This is a genomic window from Aneurinibacillus tyrosinisolvens (assembly GCF_001015055.1).
Classification (GTDB): Bacteria; Bacillota; Bacilli; order Aneurinibacillales; family Aneurinibacillaceae; genus Aneurinibacillus_A; species Aneurinibacillus_A tyrosinisolvens.
Genome location: NZ_BBWZ01000002.1, coordinates 268,143 through 294,625, shown reverse-complemented (window position 1 = coordinate 294,625; position 26,483 = coordinate 268,143). Strand labels below are relative to the sequence as shown.

At 46.4% G+C, this 26,483-nt stretch carries 28 protein-coding genes, 1 pseudogene and 1 riboswitch; of the genes and pseudogenes, 6 read left to right on the top strand and 23 right to left on the bottom strand.

Annotation, left to right across the window (positions count from 1 at the left end; genetic code table 11):
- Positions 1-174 precede the first annotated feature (174 nt).
- The 3 genes from MBEAL2_RS03410 to MBEAL2_RS03400 all read right to left on the bottom strand — a co-directional run bounded on the left by MBEAL2_RS03410 (position 175) and on the right by MBEAL2_RS03400 (position 3,511).
- On the bottom strand, positions 175-1,503 hold the full coding sequence (locus tag MBEAL2_RS03410; protein ID WP_047150907.1) for a hypothetical protein: 1,329 nt from the start codon (positions 1,501-1,503) through the stop codon (positions 175-177).
- Positions 1,504-1,715: 212 nt separating this feature from the next.
- Positions 1,716-3,290, bottom strand: coding sequence for an ATP-dependent helicase ComFA (locus MBEAL2_RS03405; protein ID WP_052947410.1), 1,575 nt, complete (start codon positions 3,288-3,290; stop codon positions 1,716-1,718).
- A complete protein-coding gene (locus MBEAL2_RS03400) occupies positions 3,287-3,511 on the bottom strand; it encodes an AbrB/MazE/SpoVT family DNA-binding domain-containing protein (RefSeq protein ID WP_047150906.1) in 225 nt (74 codons plus the stop codon). Before MBEAL2_RS03400 ends, MBEAL2_RS03405 begins: the two co-directional genes overlap by 4 nt.
- A 201-nt stretch (positions 3,512-3,712) precedes the next feature.
- On the opposite strand from MBEAL2_RS03400, the gene MBEAL2_RS03395 reads away from it, so the two are divergent.
- Positions 3,713-4,165: a tetratricopeptide repeat protein gene (locus MBEAL2_RS03395; protein WP_047150905.1), complete on the top strand. Its 453-nt coding sequence runs from the start codon at positions 3,713-3,715 to the stop codon at positions 4,163-4,165.
- Positions 4,166-4,200: 35 nt separating this feature from the next.
- On the opposite strand, the gene MBEAL2_RS03390 is transcribed toward MBEAL2_RS03395, so the two are convergent.
- The 11 genes and pseudogenes from MBEAL2_RS03390 to MBEAL2_RS03340 all read right to left on the bottom strand — a co-directional run bounded on the left by MBEAL2_RS03390 (position 4,201) and on the right by MBEAL2_RS03340 (position 13,554).
- Positions 4,201-4,593, bottom strand: a complete 393-nt coding sequence (locus MBEAL2_RS03390) for a hypothetical protein (protein WP_047150904.1) — start codon at positions 4,591-4,593, stop codon at positions 4,201-4,203.
- Positions 4,594-4,705: 112 nt separating this feature from the next.
- The gene (locus tag MBEAL2_RS03385; RefSeq protein ID WP_047150903.1) at positions 4,706-5,422 is read right to left on the bottom strand and encodes a response regulator; all 717 of its coding nucleotides are present in this window, start codon (positions 5,420-5,422) and stop codon (positions 4,706-4,708) included.
- A 29-nt stretch (positions 5,423-5,451) separates the two neighbouring features.
- Positions 5,452-6,708 (bottom strand): sensor histidine kinase, encoded by a 1,257-nt coding sequence (locus MBEAL2_RS03380; protein ID WP_369405461.1) that lies wholly within the window; start codon positions 6,706-6,708, stop codon positions 5,452-5,454.
- A gap of 99 nt (positions 6,709-6,807) precedes the next feature.
- Complete coding sequence (gene metK, locus MBEAL2_RS03375; RefSeq protein ID WP_047150902.1) at positions 6,808-8,022, bottom strand: methionine adenosyltransferase; 1,215 nt, start codon at positions 8,020-8,022, stop codon at positions 6,808-6,810.
- A gap of 146 nt (positions 8,023-8,168) precedes the next feature.
- Positions 8,169-8,323, bottom strand: a riboswitch (SAM riboswitch).
- Between the two features lie 136 nt (positions 8,324-8,459).
- Positions 8,460-8,963 carry a hypothetical protein gene (locus MBEAL2_RS03370; RefSeq protein ID WP_052947409.1) on the bottom strand — a complete coding sequence of 168 codons (504 nt, stop codon included), beginning with the start codon at positions 8,961-8,963 and terminating at the stop codon, positions 8,460-8,462.
- 151 nt (positions 8,964-9,114) lie between these two features.
- Complete coding sequence (locus MBEAL2_RS03365) at positions 9,115-10,506, bottom strand: S41 family peptidase (protein WP_052947408.1); 1,392 nt, start codon at positions 10,504-10,506, stop codon at positions 9,115-9,117.
- 74 nt (positions 10,507-10,580) lie between these two features.
- Positions 10,581-11,038, bottom strand: a pseudogene (locus MBEAL2_RS33910) (phosphodiester glycosidase family protein).
- Positions 11,039-11,335: 297 nt separating this feature from the next.
- A complete protein-coding gene (locus MBEAL2_RS29975; RefSeq protein ID WP_082129729.1) occupies positions 11,336-11,629 on the bottom strand; it encodes an Rpn family recombination-promoting nuclease/putative transposase in 294 nt (97 codons plus the stop codon).
- A complete protein-coding gene (locus tag MBEAL2_RS03350; RefSeq protein WP_047150899.1) occupies positions 11,622-12,278 on the bottom strand; it encodes a 7-cyano-7-deazaguanine synthase in 657 nt (218 codons plus the stop codon). Before MBEAL2_RS03350 ends, MBEAL2_RS29975 begins: the two co-directional genes overlap by 8 nt.
- Positions 12,269-13,009 carry a PfkB family carbohydrate kinase gene (locus MBEAL2_RS28840; protein ID WP_052947407.1) on the bottom strand — a complete coding sequence of 247 codons (741 nt, stop codon included), beginning with the start codon at positions 13,007-13,009 and terminating at the stop codon, positions 12,269-12,271. Before MBEAL2_RS28840 ends, MBEAL2_RS03350 begins: the two co-directional genes overlap by 10 nt.
- Positions 12,967-13,554 carry a carbohydrate kinase family protein gene (locus MBEAL2_RS03340; protein ID WP_047150898.1) on the bottom strand — a complete coding sequence of 196 codons (588 nt, stop codon included), beginning with the start codon at positions 13,552-13,554 and terminating at the stop codon, positions 12,967-12,969. Before MBEAL2_RS03340 ends, MBEAL2_RS28840 begins: the two co-directional genes overlap by 43 nt.
- A 36-nt stretch (positions 13,555-13,590) precedes the next feature.
- Here MBEAL2_RS03340 and MBEAL2_RS03335 point away from each other — a divergent pair, with 36 nt between their 5' ends.
- A complete protein-coding gene (locus MBEAL2_RS03335; RefSeq protein WP_047150897.1) occupies positions 13,591-14,283 on the top strand; it encodes an 8-oxoguanine DNA glycosylase in 693 nt (230 codons plus the stop codon).
- Here the strand turns inward: MBEAL2_RS03335 and MBEAL2_RS03330 are convergent.
- Positions 14,268-15,143: a hypothetical protein gene (locus MBEAL2_RS03330; RefSeq protein WP_047150896.1), complete on the bottom strand. Its 876-nt coding sequence runs from the start codon at positions 15,141-15,143 to the stop codon at positions 14,268-14,270. The two genes, MBEAL2_RS03335 and MBEAL2_RS03330, sit on opposite strands and share 16 nt — an antisense overlap.
- Positions 15,140-16,579 (bottom strand): DUF3696 domain-containing protein, encoded by a 1,440-nt coding sequence (locus MBEAL2_RS28835; protein ID WP_052947406.1) that lies wholly within the window; start codon positions 16,577-16,579, stop codon positions 15,140-15,142. Before MBEAL2_RS28835 ends, MBEAL2_RS03330 begins: the two co-directional genes overlap by 4 nt.
- A gap of 104 nt (positions 16,580-16,683) precedes the next feature.
- Here MBEAL2_RS28835 and MBEAL2_RS31570 point away from each other — a divergent pair, with 104 nt between their 5' ends.
- The gene (locus tag MBEAL2_RS31570) at positions 16,684-16,845 is read left to right on the top strand and encodes a hypothetical protein (protein WP_161798157.1); all 162 of its coding nucleotides are present in this window, start codon (positions 16,684-16,686) and stop codon (positions 16,843-16,845) included.
- 125 nt (positions 16,846-16,970) lie between these two features.
- Positions 16,971-17,678, top strand: a complete 708-nt coding sequence (locus tag MBEAL2_RS03320) for a sulfatase-like hydrolase/transferase (protein WP_201780796.1) — start codon at positions 16,971-16,973, stop codon at positions 17,676-17,678.
- A 139-nt stretch (positions 17,679-17,817) separates the two neighbouring features.
- Here MBEAL2_RS03320 and MBEAL2_RS03315 read toward each other — a convergent pair whose 3' ends face one another.
- The 4 genes from MBEAL2_RS03315 to MBEAL2_RS03300 all read right to left on the bottom strand — a co-directional run bounded on the left by MBEAL2_RS03315 (position 17,818) and on the right by MBEAL2_RS03300 (position 22,615).
- A complete protein-coding gene (locus MBEAL2_RS03315) occupies positions 17,818-18,723 on the bottom strand; it encodes an Rpn family recombination-promoting nuclease/putative transposase (protein ID WP_052947405.1) in 906 nt (301 codons plus the stop codon).
- A gap of 503 nt (positions 18,724-19,226) precedes the next feature.
- Complete coding sequence (locus tag MBEAL2_RS03310; RefSeq protein ID WP_052947404.1) at positions 19,227-21,215, bottom strand: S-layer homology domain-containing protein; 1,989 nt, start codon at positions 21,213-21,215, stop codon at positions 19,227-19,229.
- Between the two features lie 200 nt (positions 21,216-21,415).
- Positions 21,416-21,934: a sigma-70 family RNA polymerase sigma factor gene (locus MBEAL2_RS03305; RefSeq protein ID WP_047150894.1), complete on the bottom strand. Its 519-nt coding sequence runs from the start codon at positions 21,932-21,934 to the stop codon at positions 21,416-21,418.
- A gap of 189 nt (positions 21,935-22,123) precedes the next feature.
- The gene (locus MBEAL2_RS03300; protein ID WP_047150893.1) at positions 22,124-22,615 is read right to left on the bottom strand and encodes a hypothetical protein; all 492 of its coding nucleotides are present in this window, start codon (positions 22,613-22,615) and stop codon (positions 22,124-22,126) included.
- Positions 22,616-22,802: 187 nt separating this feature from the next.
- On the opposite strand from MBEAL2_RS03300, the gene MBEAL2_RS03295 reads away from it, so the two are divergent.
- Together MBEAL2_RS03295 and MBEAL2_RS03290 are read left to right on the top strand one after the other, a co-directional pair.
- Positions 22,803-23,594 carry a protease complex subunit PrcB family protein gene (locus MBEAL2_RS03295; protein ID WP_047150892.1) on the top strand — a complete coding sequence of 264 codons (792 nt, stop codon included), beginning with the start codon at positions 22,803-22,805 and terminating at the stop codon, positions 23,592-23,594.
- Between the two features lie 200 nt (positions 23,595-23,794).
- Positions 23,795-24,361 (top strand): hypothetical protein, encoded by a 567-nt coding sequence (locus MBEAL2_RS03290; protein WP_047150891.1) that lies wholly within the window; start codon positions 23,795-23,797, stop codon positions 24,359-24,361.
- A 77-nt stretch (positions 24,362-24,438) separates the two neighbouring features.
- Here the strand turns inward: MBEAL2_RS03290 and MBEAL2_RS03285 are convergent, their stop codons facing one another.
- Genes MBEAL2_RS03285 through MBEAL2_RS03275 form a run of 3 tightly spaced genes read right to left on the bottom strand, consistent with a single transcriptional unit; the run spans position 24,439 to position 26,302 of the window.
- A complete protein-coding gene (locus MBEAL2_RS03285) occupies positions 24,439-25,713 on the bottom strand; it encodes an ArnT family glycosyltransferase (RefSeq protein WP_052947403.1) in 1,275 nt (424 codons plus the stop codon).
- 23 nt (positions 25,714-25,736) lie between these two features.
- Positions 25,737-26,078, bottom strand: a complete 342-nt coding sequence (gene mazF / locus MBEAL2_RS03280; RefSeq protein ID WP_047150889.1) for an endoribonuclease MazF — start codon at positions 26,076-26,078, stop codon at positions 25,737-25,739.
- Complete coding sequence (locus MBEAL2_RS03275) at positions 26,072-26,302, bottom strand: AbrB/MazE/SpoVT family DNA-binding domain-containing protein (protein ID WP_047150888.1); 231 nt, start codon at positions 26,300-26,302, stop codon at positions 26,072-26,074. The genes mazF and MBEAL2_RS03275 overlap by 7 nt, the downstream gene beginning before the upstream one ends.
- Between the last annotated feature and the right edge of the window lie 181 nt (positions 26,303-26,483).

The following is a 26,483-nucleotide window of genomic DNA, read 5'->3' as shown; positions in this document are numbered from 1 at the left end:
TCTTTCAGGTGCTGAAGGAATTAAAAGAACGTATAAATCGTCTTTTTCGTCGTTAAACGATCGTTTAAATTCTTTTCCCGGTGCATTGGGAGGCGATAGGCACACGGCATAGCAGTAAGACAAACTGTTTTTCCGGGCATTTTCCTCTGAGCCAGCCCTTATGTTTTGTTATTGCTAGTACTCAAACACAAATGGATTTTTATCAATTATAACTGAATCGATTTTCCACTTGTCATTTTCCTTTATCAAAAAGTATTTTATTCCAGAAGTCTTTTTCTTTTCGTATTGTATAACGTATATATTATAAGCAAGGTTTTCCTTATTATCCTTTATTTCCTTTGGTATCGACATCTCGAAACCTATTAAATCATTAATATTTACTCCATTAATTTCATTTTTGCTAGTCCATACTTTTTTTAATAGCTCTGGGGAAATCATATTTAGTTGCTTTGAATAGTATTGGTGTGACAATAACTCTAACCATTCCTCGCTATGTCCTTTTTTCTTATCCAGCCTATAACCGTAATATCGTTCTACAGTAGCCAGTGCTTTAATTTTTTCCTTTTCCAGAGTAGCATCGTGGATTTTTTTATCATACTTTACCAATGGATGAGTTTTCTTTACGCCCACTATATCTATTCTTTTAATCTGGCTCATAGGAGTAAGAACAATACGCTCCAACTTTGTATCATACCCAACAAAAAAATCTTTAGATATGTCTATCTTTAAATAGGTAGAAGGAGTTTCCTTATCCGTGTAGATTGACGCTAACTTATAACTTCCTTTTTCCTCCTCAGCTAGTGCTATTTTGTCCATATGAACAATAAACCCCTGCATAAAAGCATGACCTGCTATGGTAAGAGCCGCAAGTAGTATATAAAAATAGTTACCTATTCTTATTTCCTCTTTCTTTTCGTTCTCTTTTACACCTATTCTTATTTTCACCTTGGCCAATTCATATAAAATTCTATACGCTAAAAATAATAAAGAATTGTACCCGATTAAGATTAAAATAAAATATTCTCCAAAGATTGGCTTTTTTATATACCCAATATAAAGAAGGTATACGAAGTAAAACAGAAATGATAAAAGTGTTAAAAAAACCTCAATTAAAAATAAGACTATTCCTTTAACCGACCTCTTTGTACCGCGACCTTTTTTCCTTTTAGATTTATAATAAGCAACTAAAAAGGACATGTTCAGACGGCGAGCAATTGGCCAAAATATAAACCCAAGTAAGATTGCGATACAACAAACAGCCGTATAAACGATTCCATTCAAAATATAGAAATTAAAAGAAACGGGCATAAATTGAAAAATTATATCAAAAAGGTTCAAGCTTATATTTTGGGTAAAGGGCATTATCATACCCTGTACAAAAACAAAACCAATGAAGTACACAAACATAGGTATGAATAAATGATAACTATTTATTCCTTCCATAAATTTTTTAACATTCTCAGGTATGTATTCTTTTTTCCTTCCCTTTGTCTTGCCTTCCACCACTACTCCCCCCAATATAAATAAACAATATCTTTTCTATATGAATCCCTTTTTACTTTTGCATGACTTTCCTTTCCGTATAATTTATACGACGCCTCCTTCTTTCTCTCGTCAGCCCATTGTAAAAGAGGGGCTACTTTGCTGCAACTACTATGGTATGTTTTAACATCACAGGCAAAGCAGTCCCTTTATTGCTTTTCTTTCACTAATTTTCAAACATACCCCGCCTTCTCCGCCAGCCGGTTCATCTCCTCAATCTGCCTCACCGCCGCCTTCATCGCCGGCGTCTTCTCCTTCCCCACAAAGACAACCTCCCCATCTGGAAACGCGGCAGAACGGCCCGCGCGCCCCGCAATTTGAACAAGAGCCGCCTCATCAAAAACCGGAGCGTCCGCACAGCAGACAAACACGGAAATCCGCGGAATTGTTACTCCTCTTTCCATAATCGTCGTCGTCAGTAGAATGCGCACCTTCCCCTCCCGCATCGCCATCACCTTCTCCTCTCGCTCCGGATCCGAAGCGTGCACCGTCTCAACCTTCCCCTCCCATTCTTTATCGAGCGCAACCAAATACGATTTCATTACAGGCAGCATCCGAATCGCCGGAACAAAAACAAAGGCAGGTGAATCCGTCTCTTTCAGGTGCTCAAAGAATTGAACGAGCGTATAAATCGGCTTTTTCGCTGTTAAACGATCGTTTAAATTCCTTTCCCGGTGCATTGTTGGCACAGGTAGACGGTGCCCATGATAGCGAACCGGGATTTTCTCATGGGGCAAATAAAGCGAGTGATGATGCGGCTTTTTCATGGCCGACAGGTGGCAGGCACGCGGTGTAGCAGTAAGATACACCGTTTTTCCGGGTAGTTTCCTCGCGCGGTGGACTGCAAAAGGCAGCATCTCGTCCGCCGTATACGGAAACGCATCTACCTCATCAATAATCACGACATCAAACCGCCGGTAGAAACGGAGAGCCTGGTGCGTCGTTGCCACAACAAGCGGGGCAGCGGACCACTTTTCCGGCGACTTGCCGTACAGCACGCTCACCTCGCAGGAAGGAAACGCCTTCTTCAGCCGGGGCCCCAGTTCAAGCACAACATCGCGCCTTGGTGTTGCCCACAGAATGCTCTCTCCCCGCGAGAGCACATGGTGGAGGAGCGGAAACATCACTTCCGTTTTACCGGCGCCGCACACCGCCCAGACGAGAAATTCATCGCCAGCCCCGGTGCCAGCTTCATAGAAATCAAGCGTCCTCTCCGCCGCCGTACGCTGGGCAGGCGTAAGCGAAGGATACTGCGCAAGCACAGAAGAAACAGCGGTGCCTGAAGATGAAACCCGCTCACGATCCGTACCGGCCGGGATCAAATAGTATGGCGCACAGCAGCTGCTTCTTCCCATCGACAGGCAGCGACGGCAATACCCGCACAACCCCTGGCAGCGGTGACAGTACACCTCATGAATCCAGTCTCCCGAAGCACCGCACCTGTTACACACGTACACACTTGAGGCGGCATCACCCTCTCGCAGTTGCTGCCACTTTCTACACAGCGAATAGAAAAAAGGGAGGATGCCCTCTCCTCCCCCTTCTTGCTGCCGGACCCGTTCTACTCCCTGTTTCCGTTCAATCTTTCCCTCTGCGGTAAGCTGCTCTATCAACCTTTCGATTTCTACCCGTTCAAAAAGATGGCTGTTATGTGTCAGTGAATGGACCATCCACCATACTTCTTCCTCAAGAAGTGCCCGTCCCTTTAGCCATTCATGGAGCTTGTCTTTTTCAGATTCCGCTGTCACGCCTTGCTCCGCCCTAGCCCCTCTGCCGTCCCGTACAACAGTTCTTCCTCTGCAACGCCCGCCAGCGTTTCCTCAGCGGCGGACCATTTGCGAATCATAAGCTGGCCGTCCTCCCCCTCCACAATTTCCACTTCATCCAGCGGCTGGATGCCCGCCTCCCTCATGTAAGACTCCGGCAACTGAATGACTCCATCCTGATTGATACGCAGTAAAATTCTCAACCCATTTCCCCCCTCATTTTATTTAGGGACGCTTCCCGCGCTGTCTGTCCATCCTGGTATGTACTATTTTCGGCAATAACCAATTTTTACCTTCTTGTTTTTCGCTAAATTCATGCAAATTCGTGAACATTTTTCGACAGAATCGGCCAGTCTACCAATTGCCTGACCGGGCAACAATGGAAGATAGGAGGTGAAACAGGCATGAACGTCCACATATCAGGCAGAAAATTCATATCCCACACCAGGGAAAAGTTTCTTGAGAGAACGAAAAAGGTCGTGTCGGGTACGCATGTAAACCCGCTGTATATTAACACCGCGGATCCGGCCTATTACGAAAAGCTGCTGCGCTGCAACAGCAACCATGTGCAGGCGCTGTACCAGATCGGAAGAAAATACGAGAAGCAGGGGCAGTTTTCTACAGCCGAACGCTATTATGCAAGGGCGGTACAGGCAGATTCGCATTTTGAACCTGCGCTTGGTGCACTCGTTCTGCTGCGGCGGAAAATGAAAAGAGAATACGTGCGGGCTCTTCAAAAAGAGAAAGCGATTAACAAAGCAAAACTGACGTCTCTTTCCCTGCTTCCAATCATGGGCTTCGTACTCCTTGGGTACCTGCTTGTCCTGCTTCTGCTTTTCGGCATTGTCCTCCACTAATAAAGGAAGGCACAACACCGCGCCTTCCTTCCGGCCTACCCGGCCCGCAAGTCAAGCGTCCAGCAGGCGTCCTCACTGCTCACCGTCTCATAACGGTTTTTCTCCGCTCTCACTTCACGAATCAGTCCCGGCCAATCTTCCTCCGCTTTTCTCAACAGAACAGATGTCATATCGTCAGAATCGCTCTCATATACACAAACGGAAAGTGGGATTCCTTCCACGAAGGAAAACCAGGCCACATAGCGTATCGCGCCTTCCAGACGGTCTTCAGAATTGTGAACCAGCAGCTCGACGTTCAGCGGTTTGTTTTTCATCCTGCCCGCAGGCGGGTGAGCATATTCGAATATAATACGTCCAAGCCACGGAAGGAACTGAATTAGAGTGACATACAAAGCGGCCGTCATTCCGGCAATGTACCAACCTTCCATTGCATTCGCCTCCCTGTATCTATAGCGTATGCAGAGAATAAGGAAAAAGGAACCAAACAAAAAAAGGCGCCGCATAAAAGAGGGTTGTCTCTTTTGCAAGGCACCTTTTTCATTAGGACAGCTTTACCCAGCCGTTCTTGATGGATACGACGACCGCTTGTGTACGGTCCTGCACATCCAGTTTCTGCAGAATGCTGCTCACATGGTTCTTTACTGTTTTCTCACTGATGAACAGCTCTTCCCCGATCATGCGGTTGCTTTTTCCTTCCGCCATCAGCTGCAGCACTTCGCGCTCTCGCGGGGTCAGTGCCTGGATGTTGCTTTCCTTGTTGTCTCCGCCTAACTCACTCACATCGCTAACGAGCACATTCTCATCGTGCGTGTGCTCAATCGTGCTCAAACGGCGGAATTCGGTAATCAGCTTGCCTGTCACTTTAGGGTGAACATACGCTTCTCCGCGCGCGACAGAGTAAATCGCTTCAATAAGCGAATCGGAATCCATTTCTTTCAATAAATATCCGGAAGCGCCGGAGCGGAGAGATTTGTACACATAGTTCTCATCATCATGGATCGATAAAATAATGACCCGTGAATCCGGGGCTCTCTCTTTGACGCGCTGTGTCGCCTGTACGCCGGTAAGCTTCGGCATGTTAATGTCCATCAGGATGACATTCGGCTGAAGCTCGGCCGCCATCTCACACGCCTCTTCCCCGTCTGAAGCTTCTCCTATAATCGTGAAGTTGTCTTCCATCTCAAGAATGCGCTTTACACCTTCCCGAAATAATTTGTGGTCGTCTACAAGTAAAATCGAAATCGTTTGGTCCGTCATACTCGTCCTCCAGCTCTATAGTTTCACTATTATTTACTTTTTCCATTCGCTTCAGCATTTATTTCTTCATTGATGCGGAGAGGAATGCTGAAGTCGAGGCTCGTCCCTTTGCCGGGGGTGGAATCAATCTTCATCTTTCCCTGCAACAGCTTAATTCTCTCTTTCATTCCCATGATCCCGAACTGCGGGCGGTCCGATTCGGCGGACCGATCAAACCCGATGCCGTCATCGGCCACCTTAAAATCTACAACATTCGGCGAAAAGCCAATCGTTACTTCGACATGCTTCGCCTTCGCGTGCTTTGCGGTATTGTTAAGGGACTCCTGAATCAAGCGAAAAACCGCAACCTCAATCGAGCTGATGAGGCGGCGTTCTAAACTCAATACAGTGAGCTTCGCCTTAATGCGGTGCTGTTTTTCATATTCCTCCAAATACTTGCGGAGGGTAGGCACGAGGCCTAAATCATCGAGCGCCATCGGGCGCAGATCGAAAATAATTTTCCGAACGTCCACCAGGCTGGCCCGGGTTAATTCCTTCAACAGCCGGAGTTCGACTTTGGCTTCGTCAATGCGGTTCTGGTTGAGCATGCGCTCCACAATCTCACTGCGCAGCGCAACGTTTGCCATGGATTGTGCCGGCCCGTCATGAATTTCACGGGCGACCCGCTTGCGTTCCTCTTCCTGCGCCTGAATGATTTCAATGCCAAGCAGTTGGTGGTGCTGTGCAGATTGCAGGGCGATGCCGACTTTTTGCAGGTCTCCCTGCAGGTAGTTCATCACGACCCCCATCTGCGATATAAGGATTTCTGACTTTTCAATGGTATTCATAATTCCGCGCAGGCGGCGCTCTAGCTCATCGCGGCGCTGCCTCAGTTGCAGCTCTTTATCCCTGGAGAGGGACAGCTCAATCTGCATCTGACTCGCCTGTTCATAGGCAACGCGTATTTCCGCTTCGCTAAACCGGTGGAAATCCCGGCTAATGTTGGCCAGCTGCTGGCGGGCCTGTCTTGCCTTCACTTCCAACCTATCCGTCTGGGTAATGACTTGATCGACTTCCGCTTTGAGATTCTCAAGTTCGAGGCGAATGTGGTTGCTCTCCCGGTGGGCGTTCTCGGCGATTTCAAAAATCTTCTCTTTGCTTTCTTCTACGGATAAAATGGTTTTTTGCAATAAATCGTCGAGAACCTGAATGTCAATGCTTGCCTCGTCCATTTGAATCTCCTTTCCTGTCTGGTAGCCGATAAGTAGCAGGGCACTTCTTCTTCCTAATTTGATCCTTTTCGACAAAACAGCTGAAATACCTTCTCAATTATTGTACCATTCATCCCATACAAAAAAAACAAGACCCATACACTATTAAAGTGACGGGTCTTTTGTACTATTTTATTAACGAGAAGCCCATTCAGATGCTTCTTTCTTAAGAACCTCTGCTTTATCTGTTTTTTCCCACGGTACATTCAGGTCATTACGGCCAAAGTGCCCATAAGCGGCGGTCTGGCGGTAAATCGGACGGCGCAGGTCAAGCTGCTTAATAATGCCGGCCGGACGCAGGTCAAAATGCTTGCGAATAAGCTGAACAAGAATGTCTTCGTCTACTTTGCCTGTGCCAAACGTATCAACGTTAATGGAAACCGGCTGGGCAACCCCGATAGCGTAAGCCACCTGAACTTCGCAGTTATCGGCAAGCCCTGCCGCTACGATGTTCTTCGCTACATAGCGGGCTGCATAAGCGCCGGAGCGGTCAACCTTTGTCGGATCCTTACCGGAGAATGCACCGCCGCCGTGACGAGCGTATCCGCCGTATGTATCAACGATGATTTTACGTCCTGTTAATCCTGCATCCCCCTGCGGTCCGCCAATAACGAAACGGCCGGTCGGGTTGATGAAGTATTTTGTATTCTCATCAAGCAATTCCGCCGGAACAATCGGCTGAATTACATGTTCTTTTAAATCTTTCTGGATTTGCTCAAGCGTTATCGCTGCATCATGCTGGGTAGAGATAACGATTGTATCTACACGAACCGGCTTATCTCCTTCGTATTCCACGGTTACCTGTGTCTTACCATCCGGGCGGAGGTAGTCAAGGGTGCCGTTCTTCCGGACTTCTGCCAGGCGGCGGGACAATTGGTGTGCAAGCGAAATCGGAAGCGGCATTAATTCTTCGGTTTCGTTGTTGGCATACCCGAACATCAAGCCCTGGTCTCCCGCACCGATCGCTTCGATTTGCTCATCTGACATCTGTCCTTCACGCGATTCAAGCGCCTGATCAACCCCCTGGGCAATGTCAGGTGACTGCTCATCGATCGAAGTAAGTACCGCACAAGTATCGGCATCAAAGCCGTATTTCGCACGGGTGTAGCCGATTTCACGAATCGTTTCACGAACAACTTTTGGAATGTCGACATAGCAGCTTGTTGTAATCTCACCCGCTACAAGTACCATACCTGTAGTCACGGATGTTTCTGCAGCTACACGCGCATTCGGATCTTTTTCCAAAATCGAATCCAGTATTGCATCGGAAATCTGGTCACAGATTTTATCCGGATGTCCTTCAGTAACTGATTCCGATGTGAAGAGATGACGTCCTTTTTGTAGCGCCATATTCACGTACCTCCTTATAAACCATGTAATGTGGATGGTCTTACCAAGATACGGGTACTCCCTTCCCAAACCCTGTCGCAAAGCAGTAAAAAAACCTTTTCCATGTATATCATCCGGAAAAGGGCTCGTTTTTACTCATTCTTTGCCCTTTATCTTCCAGAATACAGCGGAAATCCTTCCGCTTCTTCTGCTGGTTAGCACCGTTCACCGCTCCCGGGGAGGCGTAATGCCTCATCCTTCGAGCTGCAATGTGGTTGCCGGGCTTCATTGGGCCAGTCCCTCCGCCTGCTCGGGATATAAGGGTCTTCCGTTCTAGATGAGCATATCTTATTTGGGAGGCACTGTCAACAGAAATGGCAAAGAACGGTGGGCCGGAAAAGCAAAATGCCCCTGTCCTCTATTTAGATAGAAGACAGGGGGCATCATTAATGAATGAATTATTGAATCTTGTAAGCGCCACGAACCATAATGTAAGCGGGGCCCTGGACAACGTTCAAGCCGCGTCCGTCGTCTCGCGGCATCAGGATCAGGTGGTTTAGCGAGACCTTCTCATCCTTGAGCAAATCCGTCCCTGTCGTTATGTCCGGCAGGCTGTAGCCTTTTCCCTCCTGTGTGAGGGCGGTCACCTTCCCGGAGCGGACGATGAACTCGGTTCCGGAGTAGCCGATGATTTCCTGCCCGGATTCCAGCTTCACGGTCGCGATTTTACCGGAGGAAGGCTGGACATTGTCCGCCGGCGGCATGTTGCTTCCACCGGATGGTGCCGCCGGTATAGACGAGATTTTGCTTAAAAGCTCGCTTTTCACCTGTTCTACATAGCTTTTCGTCACTAACGGATCATTCGTGGATCCCGGTTCCGCCGGAGCGGCCGCTCCCGTAGAAAGAGTTCCTACAATGAGGGCCATTGCGGCTCCTGCGATCCCATATCCCCATTTCTTCATGCTATTCACTCCCTGCACGTATCATTTGCTTGTCCCCCTGTTATACGCACAAGACCGCCAAATGTTGTGAAAGGAACAGGAAGATTTTACTTCAGCTGTACGATAAGATGGTCGCCGCTCTTCTGTACCGAGATGCTCGGGAAGTCGCGCTTTATCTTTCTATCGAAAGGAAGGAACGGCCATTATCGGTGCGAAGGGACGGATTGTGGGCAATGGCATAGCCTTTCTTTGTTTTGCCGTATGCAAACGTAACCTGGTGTTTTTTCTCATCCCAGCCGACGCTGCCGCCGTACATTTCCGCGATCCCGCGCAGAGCGACATACCATGTACCATTGATTTGCTTCGCGAGCACCCCTTCTTCGAGCGGGAAGCCGCCAATCTCGGATGTGCCGTTGTTAAACAATTTAAGCGCAGTGGACCCTTTCACCTGGGCAACAGCTTTCAATAGCTGCTGATCCGGGCTTTCGATGACAATATCCGGCGTAATTCCATTGCCGTTAACTTTCCTCATTTTCGGAGAAAAATATTCGGCCACTGTCAGTTTCACTACGCCCCCGGTCTCTAGCGGCATAATCTCCTGTACCGTGCCTTTGCCGTACGTTTTCGTTCCAATGACAGTCGCCAGGCCGTAATCCTGCAGCGCGGCTGTGAGAATCTCAGACGCACTGGCCGTTCCGCCGTTCACCAGGATGGCGATAGGTGTTTTCCACTCGGGTCCGTCAACGGTAAGCGTTTCTTTCTTCCCGTCCCGGTCTACCGTATGTACAACGGGCCCTTTGTCGATGAACAACTTGGCGATATCGACAGCCGCCTCAAGATGGCCGCCCGGATCGTCGCGCAAATCGAGAATAAGGCCTTTCATTCCTTTTTTCTGCAAATTGGCAAGGTGCTGTGCCATAAGCTGAGCGGAATTGTCCGCAAACGTATAGAGCTGGATGTAGCCAATCTGGTTATCCAGCATCCTGCTTTCCACCGGTGAAAACGTAATTTCCTCACGCGTTAGGTTTACCGTCAGCGTTTCCGACTTTCTCTTCACGGTCATGCTGATGCTCGTACCGGCGTTACCTTTCATCTTCTCCGTTACTTCGTCGATTTTCTTGCCGGCAATCGATTCGCCATCAATGGCGATGACTTCATCCCCTGTCATGAGCCCGGCTCGCTGGGCAGGCGCCCCCTCCATAACGGATTGAATGATGAACCGGTCGCCCTTCTGCTCGACATAAATGCCGATCCCTGCGAAGCTTCCTTCTACATTGCTCATGAACTCTTGAAATTCACTGTCCGTGAAATACATCGAATGCGGATCGCCCGTTGCATCCATCATTCCGTGGAGCGCCGCATCGGTCAGCTTCATAACATCCAGATTCTTGTCGACATGCTTTTCCATGACGAGCTGTAACAATTCACGAAAACGCGCTTCCTGCTGTTCGTACGTTTTCGCATCGGGAGTTGTTCCGGCTGCAGAAACGGTCTGCGCGCCAGGCTGAATCATACCTGTAAGCAAAATCCCCAGGACAAATGCAATGGCCCACTTTTTTATCATTTTGTTTCTTCTCTCCCTCTCCTGTTCTCACTCTGCTTCTTCCATAGGGAATATACATTCGACGCCTGGCCTGCTTATCCTCTCGCCTCCTCGCTGTAAACGGCAAGTGCGGCAAATATTTTTCGCCGGGTCCATTGCCGGTTGACCTGTTTGCCCCGGATGACAAGCTGGGAGGAACGCCCGCCATCGAGATTGAGCGCGGTATGGCAGCCAAGGTGCGCATGATGCCGGCCAGCTCGACACAGGTAAGACCGAAGGGACGTCCGTCGGTAACAAGGAGAATGATTTCTTTGTCTGTGAGGCCAATGGCTGTTCGCGGGTGTGATTGGCTTGCGATGGCTGCTTCCATCTTCGGGCTGTTCTGATAGGAAGGAAGGAGCAGGGGTGCGGATTCGAGGGCCCAGCGGGCGGTGGTGAACTGGTGGATGGTGTGCCCCTGTTCGGTGCTGATGTGGAGGCTGCCGCGCCCGTCGCGGTAGACGTAGAAGCCGCCGAGGGAGCGGTCGATGAGGGTGCCGTCGCTGTATTTCATGCCGGAGACGGAGAAGCCGCTGCCCAGGTGAAAGAAGTTGGCGTTGACGAGAAGCTGTGGGAGGGGCTGGCCGGATTTGCGGAGGCGTTCGTACATGGCGGGGAGGGTTTCACCTTGGGGAAAGCAGGGAATGAGTTCGATGCTGGCGGTGCGGGGGAGCCGGACGATGTGGATGGATTTCTGTTTGGTGTAGTTCACGGGCGGCTCCTTCTTGAGGTTTTTGCTGCTAATGAAAAAACCAGCTTCTCTTTTTTCTCAAGAAAAACTGGCATTTTACAATTATTTTTTCAGCCTTTATCAATTCTTCTTCAGTTTCTTAACTTCTTCAAGGGAAAGGCTAGAGTAATTTGCCACCTGCTCAATCGGCATACCATCCGCTAGCATTTTTAACGCTATTGCGACAGCCGTTTTGTGCTTACCTTTCTCAATTCCTTCCTCATACCGCCGCTGTTGCCTGCGCTCATTTTCTTTAATGGCAGAAAGCTGATCCATCAACGCCTTATGACGCGCTTCATACTCCCGAATCGCCTCGGGATCGCGGCTCAAGTCTTCCCACTTCTCCATCGCTTCCTGTAGTGCCGGATTATCCATTGCCCGCACCTCCAATTCTTTCAAGCACCCGGCGTCTCTCCATACAAGATGAGCAAACACCACAAGGCTTATGAACTCCCATATTGCATGACACTGTCGTATCGATAGGAACATCCAAATCGGCAGCTACCTTTGTAATATTTTCCTTATCCATATGGACAAAAGGAGCATAGATACTAATAGCACTGTTGCCGCTTGAAACCGCAATGGTCTCCTGCGCCTTCTGCAAAAATTCAAGTGTACAATCGCTATACCTTAATACACTTCCACTATAAACTCCTAAGCCAACGGTTGATATCCCTAAAGAATGGGCGTACATCGCGGCCAACGTAAGCAGGAAAAGATTACGGTGCGGGACAAACTCCTTTGCAAATGCCTGTTCTTCATCCTCGATGGAAGGTATCTCTTCTTCCCCATTTATCATCTGACTTTCATTTAAAAACGCAGGGATAGGGACCGCCGCTCTTTTAACGCATACACCATAATGCTGACCTAACTTCCGCACCGCTTCTTCTTCTAACCGGCACGCTCTCTGGCCGTAATTTATATACAACGGAAAAACATCGTACCCGTTTTTTTGACATAGCGCCAATAACGTTGTCGAATCAACGCCACCTGAAAAAAGCAGCACCATTGATTTTACGTCCATACACTTCTCCCCATGTTATTTCGGAGTACTCTTTGTAGTTGTTTCACATTCCGAACAACGACAGACGAATGGGAAAGCATATTATTTACTCCTTTTATTATCGACGTCTGCAAACAGTACACAGGTTTACCCAGCGCATAAGCATACCCGATTTCCCACAGCGTCCCCTGATCATCATTATCGGTAAGGGCAACTACAATATCGCAATTCTCAATTTCACTGATATCCCGCAAGAAAACCTCTTTCCGTTCCCCCATGCTTGTATATTCGTTAATGATGCCGGCATCTCTCGAAGGAGAAAAAACCTGAAACTGTTCCTGTTCCAACTGTGCGCATATAAACTCCACCCAGTGCAGCTCCGAGTCGGAGAAGAAAGGCGCTGCCAGATAAATGCGTGGAGAAAGCCGATCCTTTCTCTTTCTTTGCCCGCTCTTCCACTCTTGAATGTTTTTATCTCTTTCCAAAAAAGACGGAGCCGGAAACTCATGTTCAATGATTTTAGCCGAAACATAGGAGGCCATATCCAGGCTTGTCTGAATGTCCGCCCCGTTCATAAGCTCACTCAAATAGACAACATTAAAGCAGTCCCCTGCTCCAACCGGGCAAATAGGTGCAGCCTCATATGACAAGACATCGATCAATTTATCTTCATCCGTGTAGATGAATGAACCATTGACTCCGTCCTTGACTACAATATTCCCCTTATAAAGCTGGCGAAGCTGGAGAAGCACTTCTCCAATTCTTCATAGCCACATAACCCTTGCAGTTCTTGTTTATTCAGGAGTATATACGACAAATAAGGAAACAGCGGCTCTATCTCTGAAAGATCTTCATAAGAGGATTGAGGATCGAAAGCAAAAATGGAAACATTCGGTTTGCATACAGACATAATGCCTAATAGAATGTCCATCGGCAAAGGATAGAACAGAAGAACATCCTTTTGCATCAATTCATCCGGTATCTTTTCAAGCTTATATTTTGGGCAGTCAGGAGAATATATTGTTGTATCTCTCTTATCGTTAGCCTGAGTTTTCATAATATATTTAGCCGTTCGAGACGAACGAACCATCCCCTGTACATGTACTCCGCTTTCCGTTAAAGTAGAAGTCATGGCTGGCGCCAGGTCTTCCCCGATCCAGGTTAAGAGGAACGTATCATTTCCGTACATAGCGGAGACCTGGGCCGTGAAGCTGCCGCCTCCTATTCTAGCCGAAGCAGAGCCTGACGGATAAAGAAAAATATCCTCTACTGTTTCCGAGACAATGCCCATTTTCATATAAACTGTTTCCTCCCTTCAAAAGGACGTGCATTTATGAACACAGGAATTGAGAAACTTACATCGATTTGGAATACATACTCAATCAATCTAAGCAAAAGAAAAAGCAAATCGTTGAACCCGGAACTACTACATAATGAACTGTTTTTTTGTTTACTTGGCGGCTACGGAATTCCGTACGAGCTTAATCAATCCGCTTTCGAGATTTTACGTCAGAAAGGGTTATTTCGACTTGAGTATTATCAAACATTTGAAAATCAAATGGTAAGCATATTGGAAAGAGAATTAACAATGCCTCAATTCAGTCCACGGACTCAACAGGGAACATTTCGAAGGTACCGCTACCCAAAAGCAAAGGCCCGTGCCATTTTTAAAGCCGCACAATGGCTTCTCCACGAAAATCAGCGGAATTTACCCGCTATTTTAAACACGATTCCCGAAGAGACAGCGCGAAGAACCAGAATCATGGAGTGCCCCGGAATGGGAATGAAAAGCGCCAGTTGGCTTCTCCGTAATATCGGATATGCCACGTCACTGGCTATTATCGATGTTCATATCCTTCGTTTTCTGACATTTTATCACTTTATTCCAGAAACCTACTCTCCTTCTAAAGACTACGAAAAGATTGAGAATGTCTTTAAGATGGTTTGCGAGACAGCGAACGTGCCAATTGATGAAGGTGACTTAGCCCTATGGGAGTGGATGCATTATAATTACCGAATTTTATAATCATCATGCTCGCTGGAACTTAAATATTTGAGAAAGTAAATCGTTTCTTCCGCCTCTACGTACTCGATACGGTCGCCTCGCTGTCTCGACACGTAGAGGCGGCCGAATGCTTTCTCATCAACTTTACTTCCGCTTTGGATGTTGTAAATTTTAACGGTTAGCGAATCGATAACATCCTGGAATACCGCTTCTTGATGCTGGCATTTTTCCAAAGTCTTGATAAATTCTTCTGTGACAACATATTCCCATATATGTTCGCTGTAGCGAGGATGTTGTTTATAATACGCTAGGTAATATCCTCGGATTAGCTTTCTGAAGTGTTCAGGTTTGTCACGTTCACCAAGTTCCAGAAAGTTTACATACCAATCATCTTCATCTGCAAGAACAGAAATATCGAATGTATCTCCCGAAGGTACAGCAACAAGGAGATACTTATCTACAAATGGTTCCTTTTCATAAGTAAGAAGACCTTTTTTATCACTTTGGTCATTTATTAAAGTCATTAGTGCAGATAAGAAATAATTTCGATCCTCATCAAAACCTTGTTCGCATATATCAGGCTTTAACTTTAGCCCAGCTACAGAATGAGAGGCTGCAATTTGAGAACGTGGAAAGCTCGTAATAAACCTTAAAAAAAGATCGGTAAGCTCCCTCATTTCAGGATATAAATCTGAATATTTCCAGGGAATGCGATTGAGCAATCTATCCATGTCCCTATCTAGAACAAGCCTGGTGTATTCTATCTCTTCCAGCCAATTTATATGCACGAAGAAAACTTCTTTCAGCCTTTGTCTATGTTCTTTCTCCCCATACTCTTCCGTCGACCAGAACAGCAATCGCGGATCGAATGTACAAATCATCCCCTCCTTCTCCTCTCCATCTGGGCTTTAAACAACTCCTTCAATTCTTTCTCACTTTGGTCAAAAAAGCCTGGCGGCCAATTCTGTATAATTCCTAGCTCATCAATGATAAGTTCCTGCAGTTTTGCTCCTTTGCCGCCGGGATTTACCACAAAAAACATGCCAATTTGTTCCTGCATCTTCCCCTCAGCATCCTCTACGATTCTTCTCCGCAATCGATGAATCATGTGATCACTATGTGTTTCAACAATGACAGAAACGCCTTTCCTTGCTAAACAAAGCAGAAAATCTCCCAACACAGATTGCGCATAGGGATGCAAATGCACTTCAGGCTGTTCCACGATAAATAGTGATCCTTCCGGCAAACGAAGCCCTGCCACAATGATAGGCAGAAGCTGGCTAATACCGAACCCGACTCCCGCCAGGTTAACCGGAAGCTCAGATTCCGTTCCGGCAGTTAAGTAAACGTAAAGAGCTTTTTCATGCACCTGATTGGTATTCGCTGCCTGCGTTATGTTAAATTGATCAGAAAACCAGTAATTTACCGCCTCCGCCAGCGTCCCTTCTTTGAGTTCCCCTGTAGGCGAAGTAAAATATGTAATCGGCTTATCTTTTTCTTTATTAAAAAAGTACGCTGCATAATGGCCGGAACGATCCATTTGTTTCGGCACACCAGCATATTGATAAAGCCATTGGGGCTCACCCCGTAATGGCCCTATGTAACTTACCTGTTGAAAAGCATACGCAATAAGGTCTAATACAGCATGAGAATATAAAGCCGGGATCATTCCGTAAGTGGCCCCATAGTCCTGGCTCATTCCATGAAACTCAACGGGAAAAAGACCGCTGAATTCTACTTCGCGATTGGAAAAATTTTTCTCGCTAAAGCGATCCGCAAGCTCGATTTCTTCGAGTTCATTTTCGATTGTGATACTATATTGTCCGTTACTAAGTTGCTTGACTCTTAATTTCGACTCTACGCATTTACCGCTCCCAATATGAAAAGTATAAGCAACCTCATATGTACTGACGCAAATCTCGCCTTCAACTTCTTTAAATCCGAATGACAATACTAAATCCACGCCATGCGGCTGTGAAATAATGCGCTTCACAGCATTATAAATCCGCTTTATAGAAGGATGCTGCGAATCCTGTCCTTGCAAATCATAGGAAAATTCCAGGGTAAATGTAATCTCTTTGCTTATATCATAATTATGTACGATTTCTTTAAAGCTTCCCGGAGAGACATAAGGCCCTTCAAGCATTAACTGCGGGTGTTTCTCTTCAAACGTTTGCTTAAGCAATAGAAACGCCTGAAGTAATGTCGTTTTACCGGTACTGTTAATACCTGTTAGCACATTCAGTTCTTTTAAGGACAACTTCACTTCTTCCGAGAAAGATTTAAAATTAGAAACTGCGATTGAGCGTACAATCATTTTGACACTCCTTCTTTTCATAAACTTCTCTATCTTATGGTACAATTATAACCAAAACAATCCATTGCTTATAGACATTATACAAAAATCAAAGGGGGTATAGTATGGGAGGCTCAACACCTCGCTGGTCTTCTCTTGGAAGGCCGCTTCTTACTTCGAACCCTGTTGAAATCTTCGAGGAACAGGGACATAAGAATGTAATTATCGTTATGGCGGACGCCTGGGAGCTGACTATCTGCATCGATATAGAAAAAACACTTCGATAGAAGGTGTTCTCGCTATTAACTTTGATTTTCTCGCACGTGAGGGGGCCAGAGTAAGCGATTGCCTTGGGGCTCGCCCTCCACGTACAGAAACGGGCATTGCACGTATGTTCTTTGGCGAGGATATCATGCTTGAACATGGGCAAAATCCTTTTCAGCAAATCGAACACCTAGTTCAAGATTCTACTAAGCTTCATTTGCTTGAGCTTGCCGTTCAGCATAATAAATTCATTTTCAACCTTCTTCCCCGCTCCGATTCAGCGTGGCTGGCCCAAATTAATGTTGCAAAACAAAAGCGCCTCGACATCTTGTTGTGGGAGTCATGGCAAGATGAATCAAATCTGCTTACCAATCATTCGCTTGAGTTTAAAATCGAACCCAACTTTCCTTATCTAAGAAAGCTTAAAGAGCAGATAAAACACAGCTATCCAACCGATATATCCCAAACTCCTCTTATGCAGCTCAAAACGCTCAGCCAATGGGTGCATACTACCAGTTTAAGTGTAATAAAGCACCTTCTACAAACAGAAACCGACGGCATTTGTGCTTTCATTCATGACCCTACGCTCGAATTCCTGGGCCACTGGTGCGGGGAACAGGCCTACCGCGAAGGAATTCTATGGGTAGACGAATACCTGGGCAGGCTTATTGCACAATTACGGGAACTGGGAGTATATGATGATACGCTCATTCTCGTAACGGCTGACCACGGTATGATCTTCGATACAGAGGATCATCTTGGGGATCATGGGGAATTCTATTCACGTTCGGAAGTGAAATACGTTCCCTTTCTTTTCAATAAAAAAAGTGCCCATTTCCAATCCCATTGCAAGTAATGCCTCCGTACTCAATGTCGCAAAATCATGGCTTGAAAATCCCGCAAAGTAAAAAGTGGCAGAGCACTCGCTCTGCCGCTTTTTCTCTAGTTCACGAAGGGGTGGAAATTATATTTATCTGCATTATCATTCTGAACTTTTATCCATTCTTCTTAAGTTTCTTAACTTCTTCAAGGAAAAGGCCAGAATAATTTGTTATCTGCTCAATCGGCATACCATCCGCCAGCATCTTTAACGCAATAACCCTCTTTTCTTCAATCCTACCCTCCTCTTTACCTTCCTCATATCGTTGCTGTTGCCTGCGCTCATTCTCTTTAATCACAGAAAGCTGATCCATCAAAGCTTTATGACGCGCCTCATACTCCCGGATCGCCTCCGGATCGCGGCTCAAGTCTTCCCACTTCTCCATCGCTTCCTGCAATGCCGGATTATCCATTGCCCGCACCTCCAGTTCTTTGCGAATATCTTCATCATCGCCCGCTTCCAAAAGCAGCAGCCACTCCACAAGTTCGTCCTGTCCCATGCCAATCCGCTTTTCCCGCCACAAACGAACCAGCTTCGGCATCTCTACCAGGTGCAGCTCCAGCGTATCATCCCACAAAAATCCCGCTTCCCGCTCGCGCAGTTCAAAGGCCATGTGGTAGCGCTCAGCATGATCCGGAAAAAGCGAAAACCCAGTAATGTTAATCGAAATGGTACGCGGCAAATCGGCATAGTTTCCGCGTTTCTGAAATCCCTCCATGTACGTTCTTCCCCAGTAATACAGCGACCTCTTTTGTAAATTATGCTCATTAGCCAGCTGAATCTCGATATTCACCTTGCTTCCATCATCCAGCCAGGCGTGCAAGTCAAGAATAGCGTTCTTGTCTTCCACATACTCCCGGCCCAGTTCTTTATCCAGAATGGTTACGCTTGTAATCCGCTTTTCCGGAGCCGGCTTCAACATCGCGTTAAGAAACGCCATCAAGATGCGCTCATTCTCCTGCGAGCCGAACAGCCTTTTGAAGGCAAAATCGACGTACAGCTTCATCCATTTTGTTTCCACCGGATCACCTCTTTTTCTTTATTATAGCACGGTATGGCCCCGTATCATAAGTAAAACAGGTCAGGGTTACACTATAGAAAATTACGGAGGAAAAGATTATGCAGGTTTTGATTTAATCGTTAAAGAAAGCATATGTTGCTTTAAAGTATTAAAGGGAATTACTATCATGGGACCGTGCGGTCCCGAAGTCAAAGAAAAACATCGCGGGCGATGACGGCTCTTTTCTTTCCCCCTGTGGAGTGCGCCTGCCATAGGGCGAAAAAGACCGGCAATTGTCTCCAACACCTAAGCTACCCAGATGTTTTGCTGGTCCGCCCGGCGTGAGACTAAGCGGCCGTCCCGCTTCCAGAAGGGGAAAGGACGAGCGGCATGCCCGCGATGTTTTTCTTAAACTGTTCTCCTTCACCACTCGGGACTCCCATCCTGATAATCCCCCCATGCCGAACACACAAAAAAGAGAACACGCAGAAAGCGTATCCTCTTTTCTATTGCTAATCTAGGAATTAATCTTTAAGAACGATAGTCACATCTGTTTTATTCCCTGCTTTATCTGTCAATGTTCCGCTCAGTTCTCCACCAAGGAACTCTTTTGCCTTTCCAATCGATACCCCCGGCTCTCCTGAATCCAGGTCACCCAGTAAATCCTTAACAGAAACAATGTTATCGCCCTGAGTTAATTCTTTTGATTTCGGACCTAGAAACAGAACCGAGAAGGAAATCGTGGAGTTTTCCGATACCTTGAACTTCAAACCCGTGAACATTTTATCATCGGAAAATCCAGCCAGTGAAATGGTAAATGTATTTCCGCTTCTGCTCGCCCGAACTTCCTGCCCACCTATAATACCAGACGCTTCTTCAACAGTAGGCGCTGTTGTATCACTTACAACAACACCTCCCGCACCGCCACCAGCAGGCACTGTAGGAGTTGTAGGAACCGGTGTAGCCGTTCCATTGTTGACATTTGTAATTTGGCCCTTTACTTGATCGTAATTAGCGACCAAATCCTGCACCTTCGCTCCTTCAGGAACAACAAGATTGGCAATCTTCAATCCTGCTGGGACCGTTAATTTGCTATCCTTATTCGCTACCTCGAGTTTATCGATTGTACCCGTTGTCTTTAGATTAACCTGTCCCTTGCCTTCTACCTTCAGGCTGGCAATCTCCGCTTTCCCTGCAAGTTCGACAGACTTCGTGCTGTCGATAGCAAGCGAAGTAACCGTAGCATTAATTCCAACTTTCTCCGCCCCTTCTTTCACAGCAACCTTCGGAATAACCAGACCGGCATCCGCTGTAAGATTCGCGTTAGAAGAAATAGTAACCTGAGATAACTTTGTTGTCCCCTTAACGTCTACATGTACATCTTGCTTATTTACTTCCACATTACCAAGTGCAGCATTTTCAAACACAACGGTATTGGAGTCTCCCCCGTTTACAAGCGTATTGCCTTTTACATTTAGCTTGTCCGAATAGAAATCGTTCTGGGTTTCTTTTCCGATCTCGAAGTTTCCGTTCACTGTGAGGTTTTTCAGTGAAATATAGTCAGCGCCAACTTTTACATTTCCGTCTACTGCCGCACCGCGACCGTCAAGCACGAGATTTCCGGCAAACTCTTTCTCCCCGGAAGCAGCGGCTTTCCCACTCTTCGTAAGTTCCAAATATGTAATCTTATTAATTGTTTTATCTGCGGTTTCAAATGTGATGTTTGCGCCCTGTAGAACCTCGCTGTTGTTCTTGTTTAAAATTCCTTTTACCGCGTCTGCTACTTTATACTGTACGCCACCGATCGTTGCCGAACCCTCTGTTACATTCTCAATTTTAGCTTTACCGGACACTGGATGTAAGACTACGTTCACCAGATTAACAGCCACCGCTGCTACTTCCTGGCGTTGTGCCTTTTTCTTAGGAAGGAAATTCGTTCCATCTCCTTTTAACAAGCCAAACTCAATGGAAGTTTGAACAGCCGGCCTTGCCCATTCACTAACCAAAGCTTTATCCGCTGTTTTAATATTGTTTCCTTTCCCTGTTGTATCCAATTTGACAGTGGATACAAGGACAGCTGCCAGCTCTTCGCGGGTAATCGGCGCTTCAGGGCGGAAGTTTCCGTTATCTCCGACCATAACACCGGCCTTGAGTACAGCTTCAATGGCATCTTTACTCCAGGCAGAAGCAGAAACATCTTTGAAAGAAGATTTTTCAACTTTTGGTGTGGGGAGCTTTAAAAACTTAGAAATAATCGAAGCGATTTCCTGGCGGGTAATCATATCGAGCGGATGGAAATTCCCGTTATTATCTCCCCCGATAAATCCGAGGTTTTTTGCTTTAACAACCGATTCTTTTGCCCATGGAGCAGCCTGGTTAATATCTTTAAATGAGGAACTGTCAGAAGAAGATGCGCCCCATACTGTGTTTGGTGCCAGAATCATTGAGAGCACAGCCGTTGTAGCTAATGCTTTGTTGAAATTCTTTTTGTTACTCTTACTCACTTTATTCACTTGCTTTCCTCCCTGTTTTACATAGATCTAAAAAATAACGCCCTACTGAATATACTGATATATTACCAGAAAGTTAGCATAAAAAGGATAAAATCTTCTATTTTACTTTTATTTACATTTATGTATAATATAATAAAAGAAGAGGTGCAGCCGAATAAACCGACAGCACCTCTCCTTACTGTATCACTGTACGAATAGCACTACTCTTTCTTTTCTACTCTTGTCCTTAATTTTGCCAGTGCCCGCTGCTTCCACTTCTTCACCCGCTCATACGGTGCGCCCATCCGTGCCGCCACCTCGATGAGTGAATATCCATCCCGAATATGCAGCGTCAGACAGCGGGCTTCCTGCTCCGGCAAGTAAGACATCCAGTCCTGCCAGATTAACTCTTCTTCCATAGACAAACGGCTCTCGTCTTCAATCGTATCCTCCCATGTAAGCTCACCTTCTGCATCGGGCGGAGCCGGAAAACAGTGGCGTTCCTGCCAGCGGCGCTCACGGTAGTACCAGTTCAGCAGTGCACCGCGCACGACAAGGTACAGATACGTCGACAGCGACGCTCCCCTGCTCGCATCATAGGAGCTTAATTTGTTCCAGCATGCAATCCGTGCTACCTGTTTTGCCTCCTCACGAATCGGTCCTGCCGGATACCTGCCTGTCCACTTCTCCAGCAGCGGCTCATGTTTCAGCATAAATTCATACCATTCATAATCCTGCATTCTTTTTCCCTCATTCTGAGGGCCGGCCCTGCATATATTGCGCGCATTCACAGCATACGCCAGCAGGAAAAGAAGTGCAGATCGGCTATCAGCACCTAGAACGATATTGTATGTTTTTTCACATACTAATTTGAGATGTATCGTAAGATAGGAAAGAAAAACAGCCTTTTTTTTAAAAATACGTATCGGTTAAAACCCGGTGGGGTTTGTGTAATGCAAGAGAAGTACGCGCGCCTGGTATTGCTGGCGTATAAGAAACTTTATCGAATGCTGTAAATCAATCGTATGGCCGTCTTCGAAGATGAGCTTGCCCATACGGGAAGCGGGATAATAGTTGCATTCTTTGATGGAGGAGAAACGCGCATACATATAACGGTGTGCCGGATTCGTGGAGAACACGCAAGGAAAAGGGATAAGCAGCATGTTGATTCGAAGGACAACGGGTGCAAGCCTGCGCTGGTGAAGAATCTTATAGGAATACTTGCGAAGAAGTGCAGGAGTCGTGCTCAGCGCTTTACACAACCCCCTGTAGAACGCATCTGTACTACACTTGACATATCCCCTCCTTCCTTTAATAAGAAGGCGTGTTACCTCGCCTATGCCATCTTCTCTGTCAGGCCAGAAGGCATGTCCGTAATACTTGAACAACTCAATACCCATCTCCAGTTCTAACTCACCCATTATAATCCCCCTCATAAAAAAGATAAGTTACTTTGTACGTTTCCATTATAAAGTAGATTTTGTAATATTTTAAAAATGCAAGAAAGCAATTTCTGACAAATTTTCTACAAATTTTGCTGAAACATTTCCCTGAAGCGCATCGTCTTGTACAGTGAGAACCAAATTAAAGCAAAGGAGAGATGCTACGATGAAAAAACTCCTGCTCGCAAGCGTGATGGGAACAAGTCTCTTACTGTTCACTCCGGCGTTTGCGGCTACGTCTCCGCAGCTGGAAGTGATGGGCCAGGCGGTTCCGCTTAAGAACAGCCTGCACTTAGTAAATAACCGTACGATGATTGCACTGCAGGATTTAGTCCTGATTGTCCACGGAAAAACCGGGAAGGCAGAGAACCTGCCCACCCTTACTGTCGGTAATACAGTTTTCGCTTTTCAACCCCATGCAAATCAGATTAAAGTAAATGCCACATGGAAACCTGTGGATCAAGGGGCCACGGTAGACAAAAATGGAAACGTATTCGTGCCGCTTGCCTGGATGGTGAAACAGCTTGGCCATACGGTGAGTTGGGATGCCAAAACAAGTACAGTGAACGTAGGCTGGCCGGGCGGCACTCAGCCATTCACTCCTGTCGCGGGAGCTTCGCTGACTGCGGAGGAAAAAACATTTATTGAGCAGGTAAAAAAACAGAAGGGCATCCACCAGAAAGACAACCTGTATGTTATCGCCTGCGGGAAAAGCCCGAGCGAAGGCTACGGCTTACAGATTACGAAGCAGGAGATGAGCTGGGAGCAAGCGCGTGTATACGTAAAGCTTACGAAGCCGAAACCCGGCAATGCATACGCCCAGGTGATTACCTACCCGTATCTTGCCGGAAAAGTAAACCTTCCGCCGTACACAACGGTAACGTTTATTGACGCTGATACCGGAAAGCCGCTCTTTGCTGAGAACCGCGGTAAACTTCCCGGGTATAAAAATAAGTAAATAAAAAAGAGGATAGATAGTACAGTATGACACTATCTATCCTCTTTTTTATGTGCATATATTTTTTACTCATGGGGAAATCTCACATTTCAAGATAAAATATGGTTTTTTTTGGTTTCAATATAATAGTGTCGAGGTACTGTATTGGTAACTAACTTTTCACAATAGTAAAAATTAAAAACTTATACGGAGGTAAACCTATGAGGACATTCAAAAAAACCCTGGTTACGGCTGTCTTATTTACAAGTTCGCTTGCTCCTATGAGTGTATTTGCGGCAGATGAAACGACTGCAGGCTCACAAGTAACAAGCTCTACGACTTCATATTCTACATACAAATTAATGCATGCCGGAACCGTAGAAATCAGCAAGACTGCTTCCATGATTAACAAAATGAACAAAACAAGAGAAGATTTCAACCGGGAAGTACCTGCTGCCATTGATGGTTTACTTCCAACTAAATTAAACATCTCTACAAAAGAAAAAGGAATCAAAGGGTACCACGCCAGGATTAAAGCTGTTTCTGAAGGTGTAAATGTCCAGCTCTGGGCAAAAGGAGCAGACGGTAACTGGTGGGATTTGACATCCGATGGCTGGGGGCCTCTTGTAGGGTTTGAATTGACTCCTGATTTCAATCAAACCATCGATGTCTACGCGCTTAGCAGCAGTAATGGGGAACATCCGATTGAATTCCGGCTTGTAGATGTCGATGAGCCAACCCATACGATTGCTTCAGAGAAGAGAACGCTTAACGTTTATTACAAATAATCACCATAGGAAAAAATACAAACAAAGCCTGATTGCTTAATCAATCAGGCTTTGTTGCTAGAAATATCATTGTACTTTTAGTGCCGAACCCGCCGTTGCTGCGTTCCCCCTGAAAATAGCTGAAACAGCGCAAACAGGCCTGCCCCAGCGCCGAGAAACATAAACGGCATTTCTGACGTGTTATAACGCCCAAACACGAAATACACACTGTAAATGGCCGTAAAATAAAGCAGGAACAAAGCAATGAACAGCACTTCCGCCCGGCCCTTAGATGAAAGAATCAGCGCAAGCAGCCACCCTATCATCCCTGCCCAGACGAGGTAAGGCTGAATCATCTTCACAGTCGTCCGCTTAATATCGAAAACCTGAATCCAGTAAAAGTCATCTTTCCAAAGCAACTTTGGCTTAAGCCAGCCGTAGCTGCGGATGAACGATTCCTGGTCCGCCTTCCACCAGGCCGCCATCCGTTCCTTTGCCAGATCTTTCTGCGCTTCAATAATAACGAACAACTCTTTCCCCTGATACTGCTTGTTAATGCGGGCAAACGCCTGCTCCAGCGTCTCCTTGTTCGGGTATCCTTCTCCCTGGTACGTTCCCATGAGAAGCGGGTGCCCCTCTCCCGCTGTCAGCGGAATAAACTTATGGTAGTGAATATAATTGCGCACCCACCACGGCATCAGAACGATAAGCATAATGATGGCCGCGATTCCTACCTGCTTTTTCATCAGCGCAAACGGATACTTTTTTAGTAAAAGATAAACGAGCAGTACAACCGGGTACAGCGCAACCGTCGCTCTGAACATGAGCGCGGCGATATAAAAGAACATCAGCGCGTAGAAGTGCCAGGCTTTGCGTTCGTGCGCAAGACGAACCGAGAAGTATACCATGTAAATTAAACTCGTCATAAACGGCGTTTCCGTCAGCAGCAGCGTGTCCGTGACAATATGCTGGATAGAAATCGCGAGCAGAAACGCACCGATGAGCCCGGCGCCCTCTCCCCAGATATATCGCCCGAGCAAATAAATACCATAGATGCCTGCAAGGCCGATAAGAATCATGACAACCTTCGCCGCATACAGACCGACAGTGCCTGTCCCAAATACGAGAAAGACACCGGCAAGCAGGAACGGCTGCCCCGGCATGATTTTCACGGTCGGCTCCGTTTCGAAGTGCGCCGGTTCCCGTGGCCCCCTGTATGTAAGCTGGCCGGTTTCTACGAGGCGAATGGCGCTGTGTGTGTATCCCTGGTCATCGCTGTTTATCGTTAGTTTTAAGCCGTATGTATCTAGTGTGTAAAGGCGAATGGCCAGTGCCAGCGCCAGTATCACCCATATAAGATAGGACTTTCGCAACTCCCCATCTCCCCCTGAACGTTTCACTTTGCGATTAACAACTCAATTTTTGAAATGACCTCAAATAATGTTTCATCAGATACTTTACAAATGAACGAGGCTCGTCGTGATTGCCAATCAAGGCTCTTTACCTGGTCAGAAAGAACAGCACCTTCAATCGATAAATCCTGTGGGAGGATAACCTCAAAAGGATATCCCTTTATCTTAGAGGTGACAGGACACAGTAAGGCCAATCCTACCTTCGCATTATAGGACTCTGGTGAGATAACGAGTACAGGTCTTTTTCCTGCTTGTTCATGTCCTGATTGGGGATTGAACTGTAACCAAACTAAGTCCCCGCGTGCGGGAATGTATACACTTACCATACTTCACGACCTTCTGCATCGCCAGTAGAAACCTCTTTATAAATATTGTCAGGTGTTATTTGTGACAATAATTCTTTTAACTTTTGTGCCTTACGCTTAATAATAATTTTATCATCTTCAACATCGAAATCAATCTCTGAGCCTTCTTCAAGACCCACTTTCATTGCTATGGCTTTAGGGATGCGTATACCTAAACTGTTACCCCATTTTTGAACCTGGAACAATTCATACAACCTCCTCCCAAAGTATAAACAAAGTATAAACAATAAATTTCGGATAATCAAGGGAGAGTACTAATAAAAAAAGAAGCTGGCTTCCTGAAATGAAATAGATAAAGCGGAGCCGCTGATGGTAGGTTCACCTTCAAAAAATAGTCCGGTTATCGACAAATCAATAACCGGACCC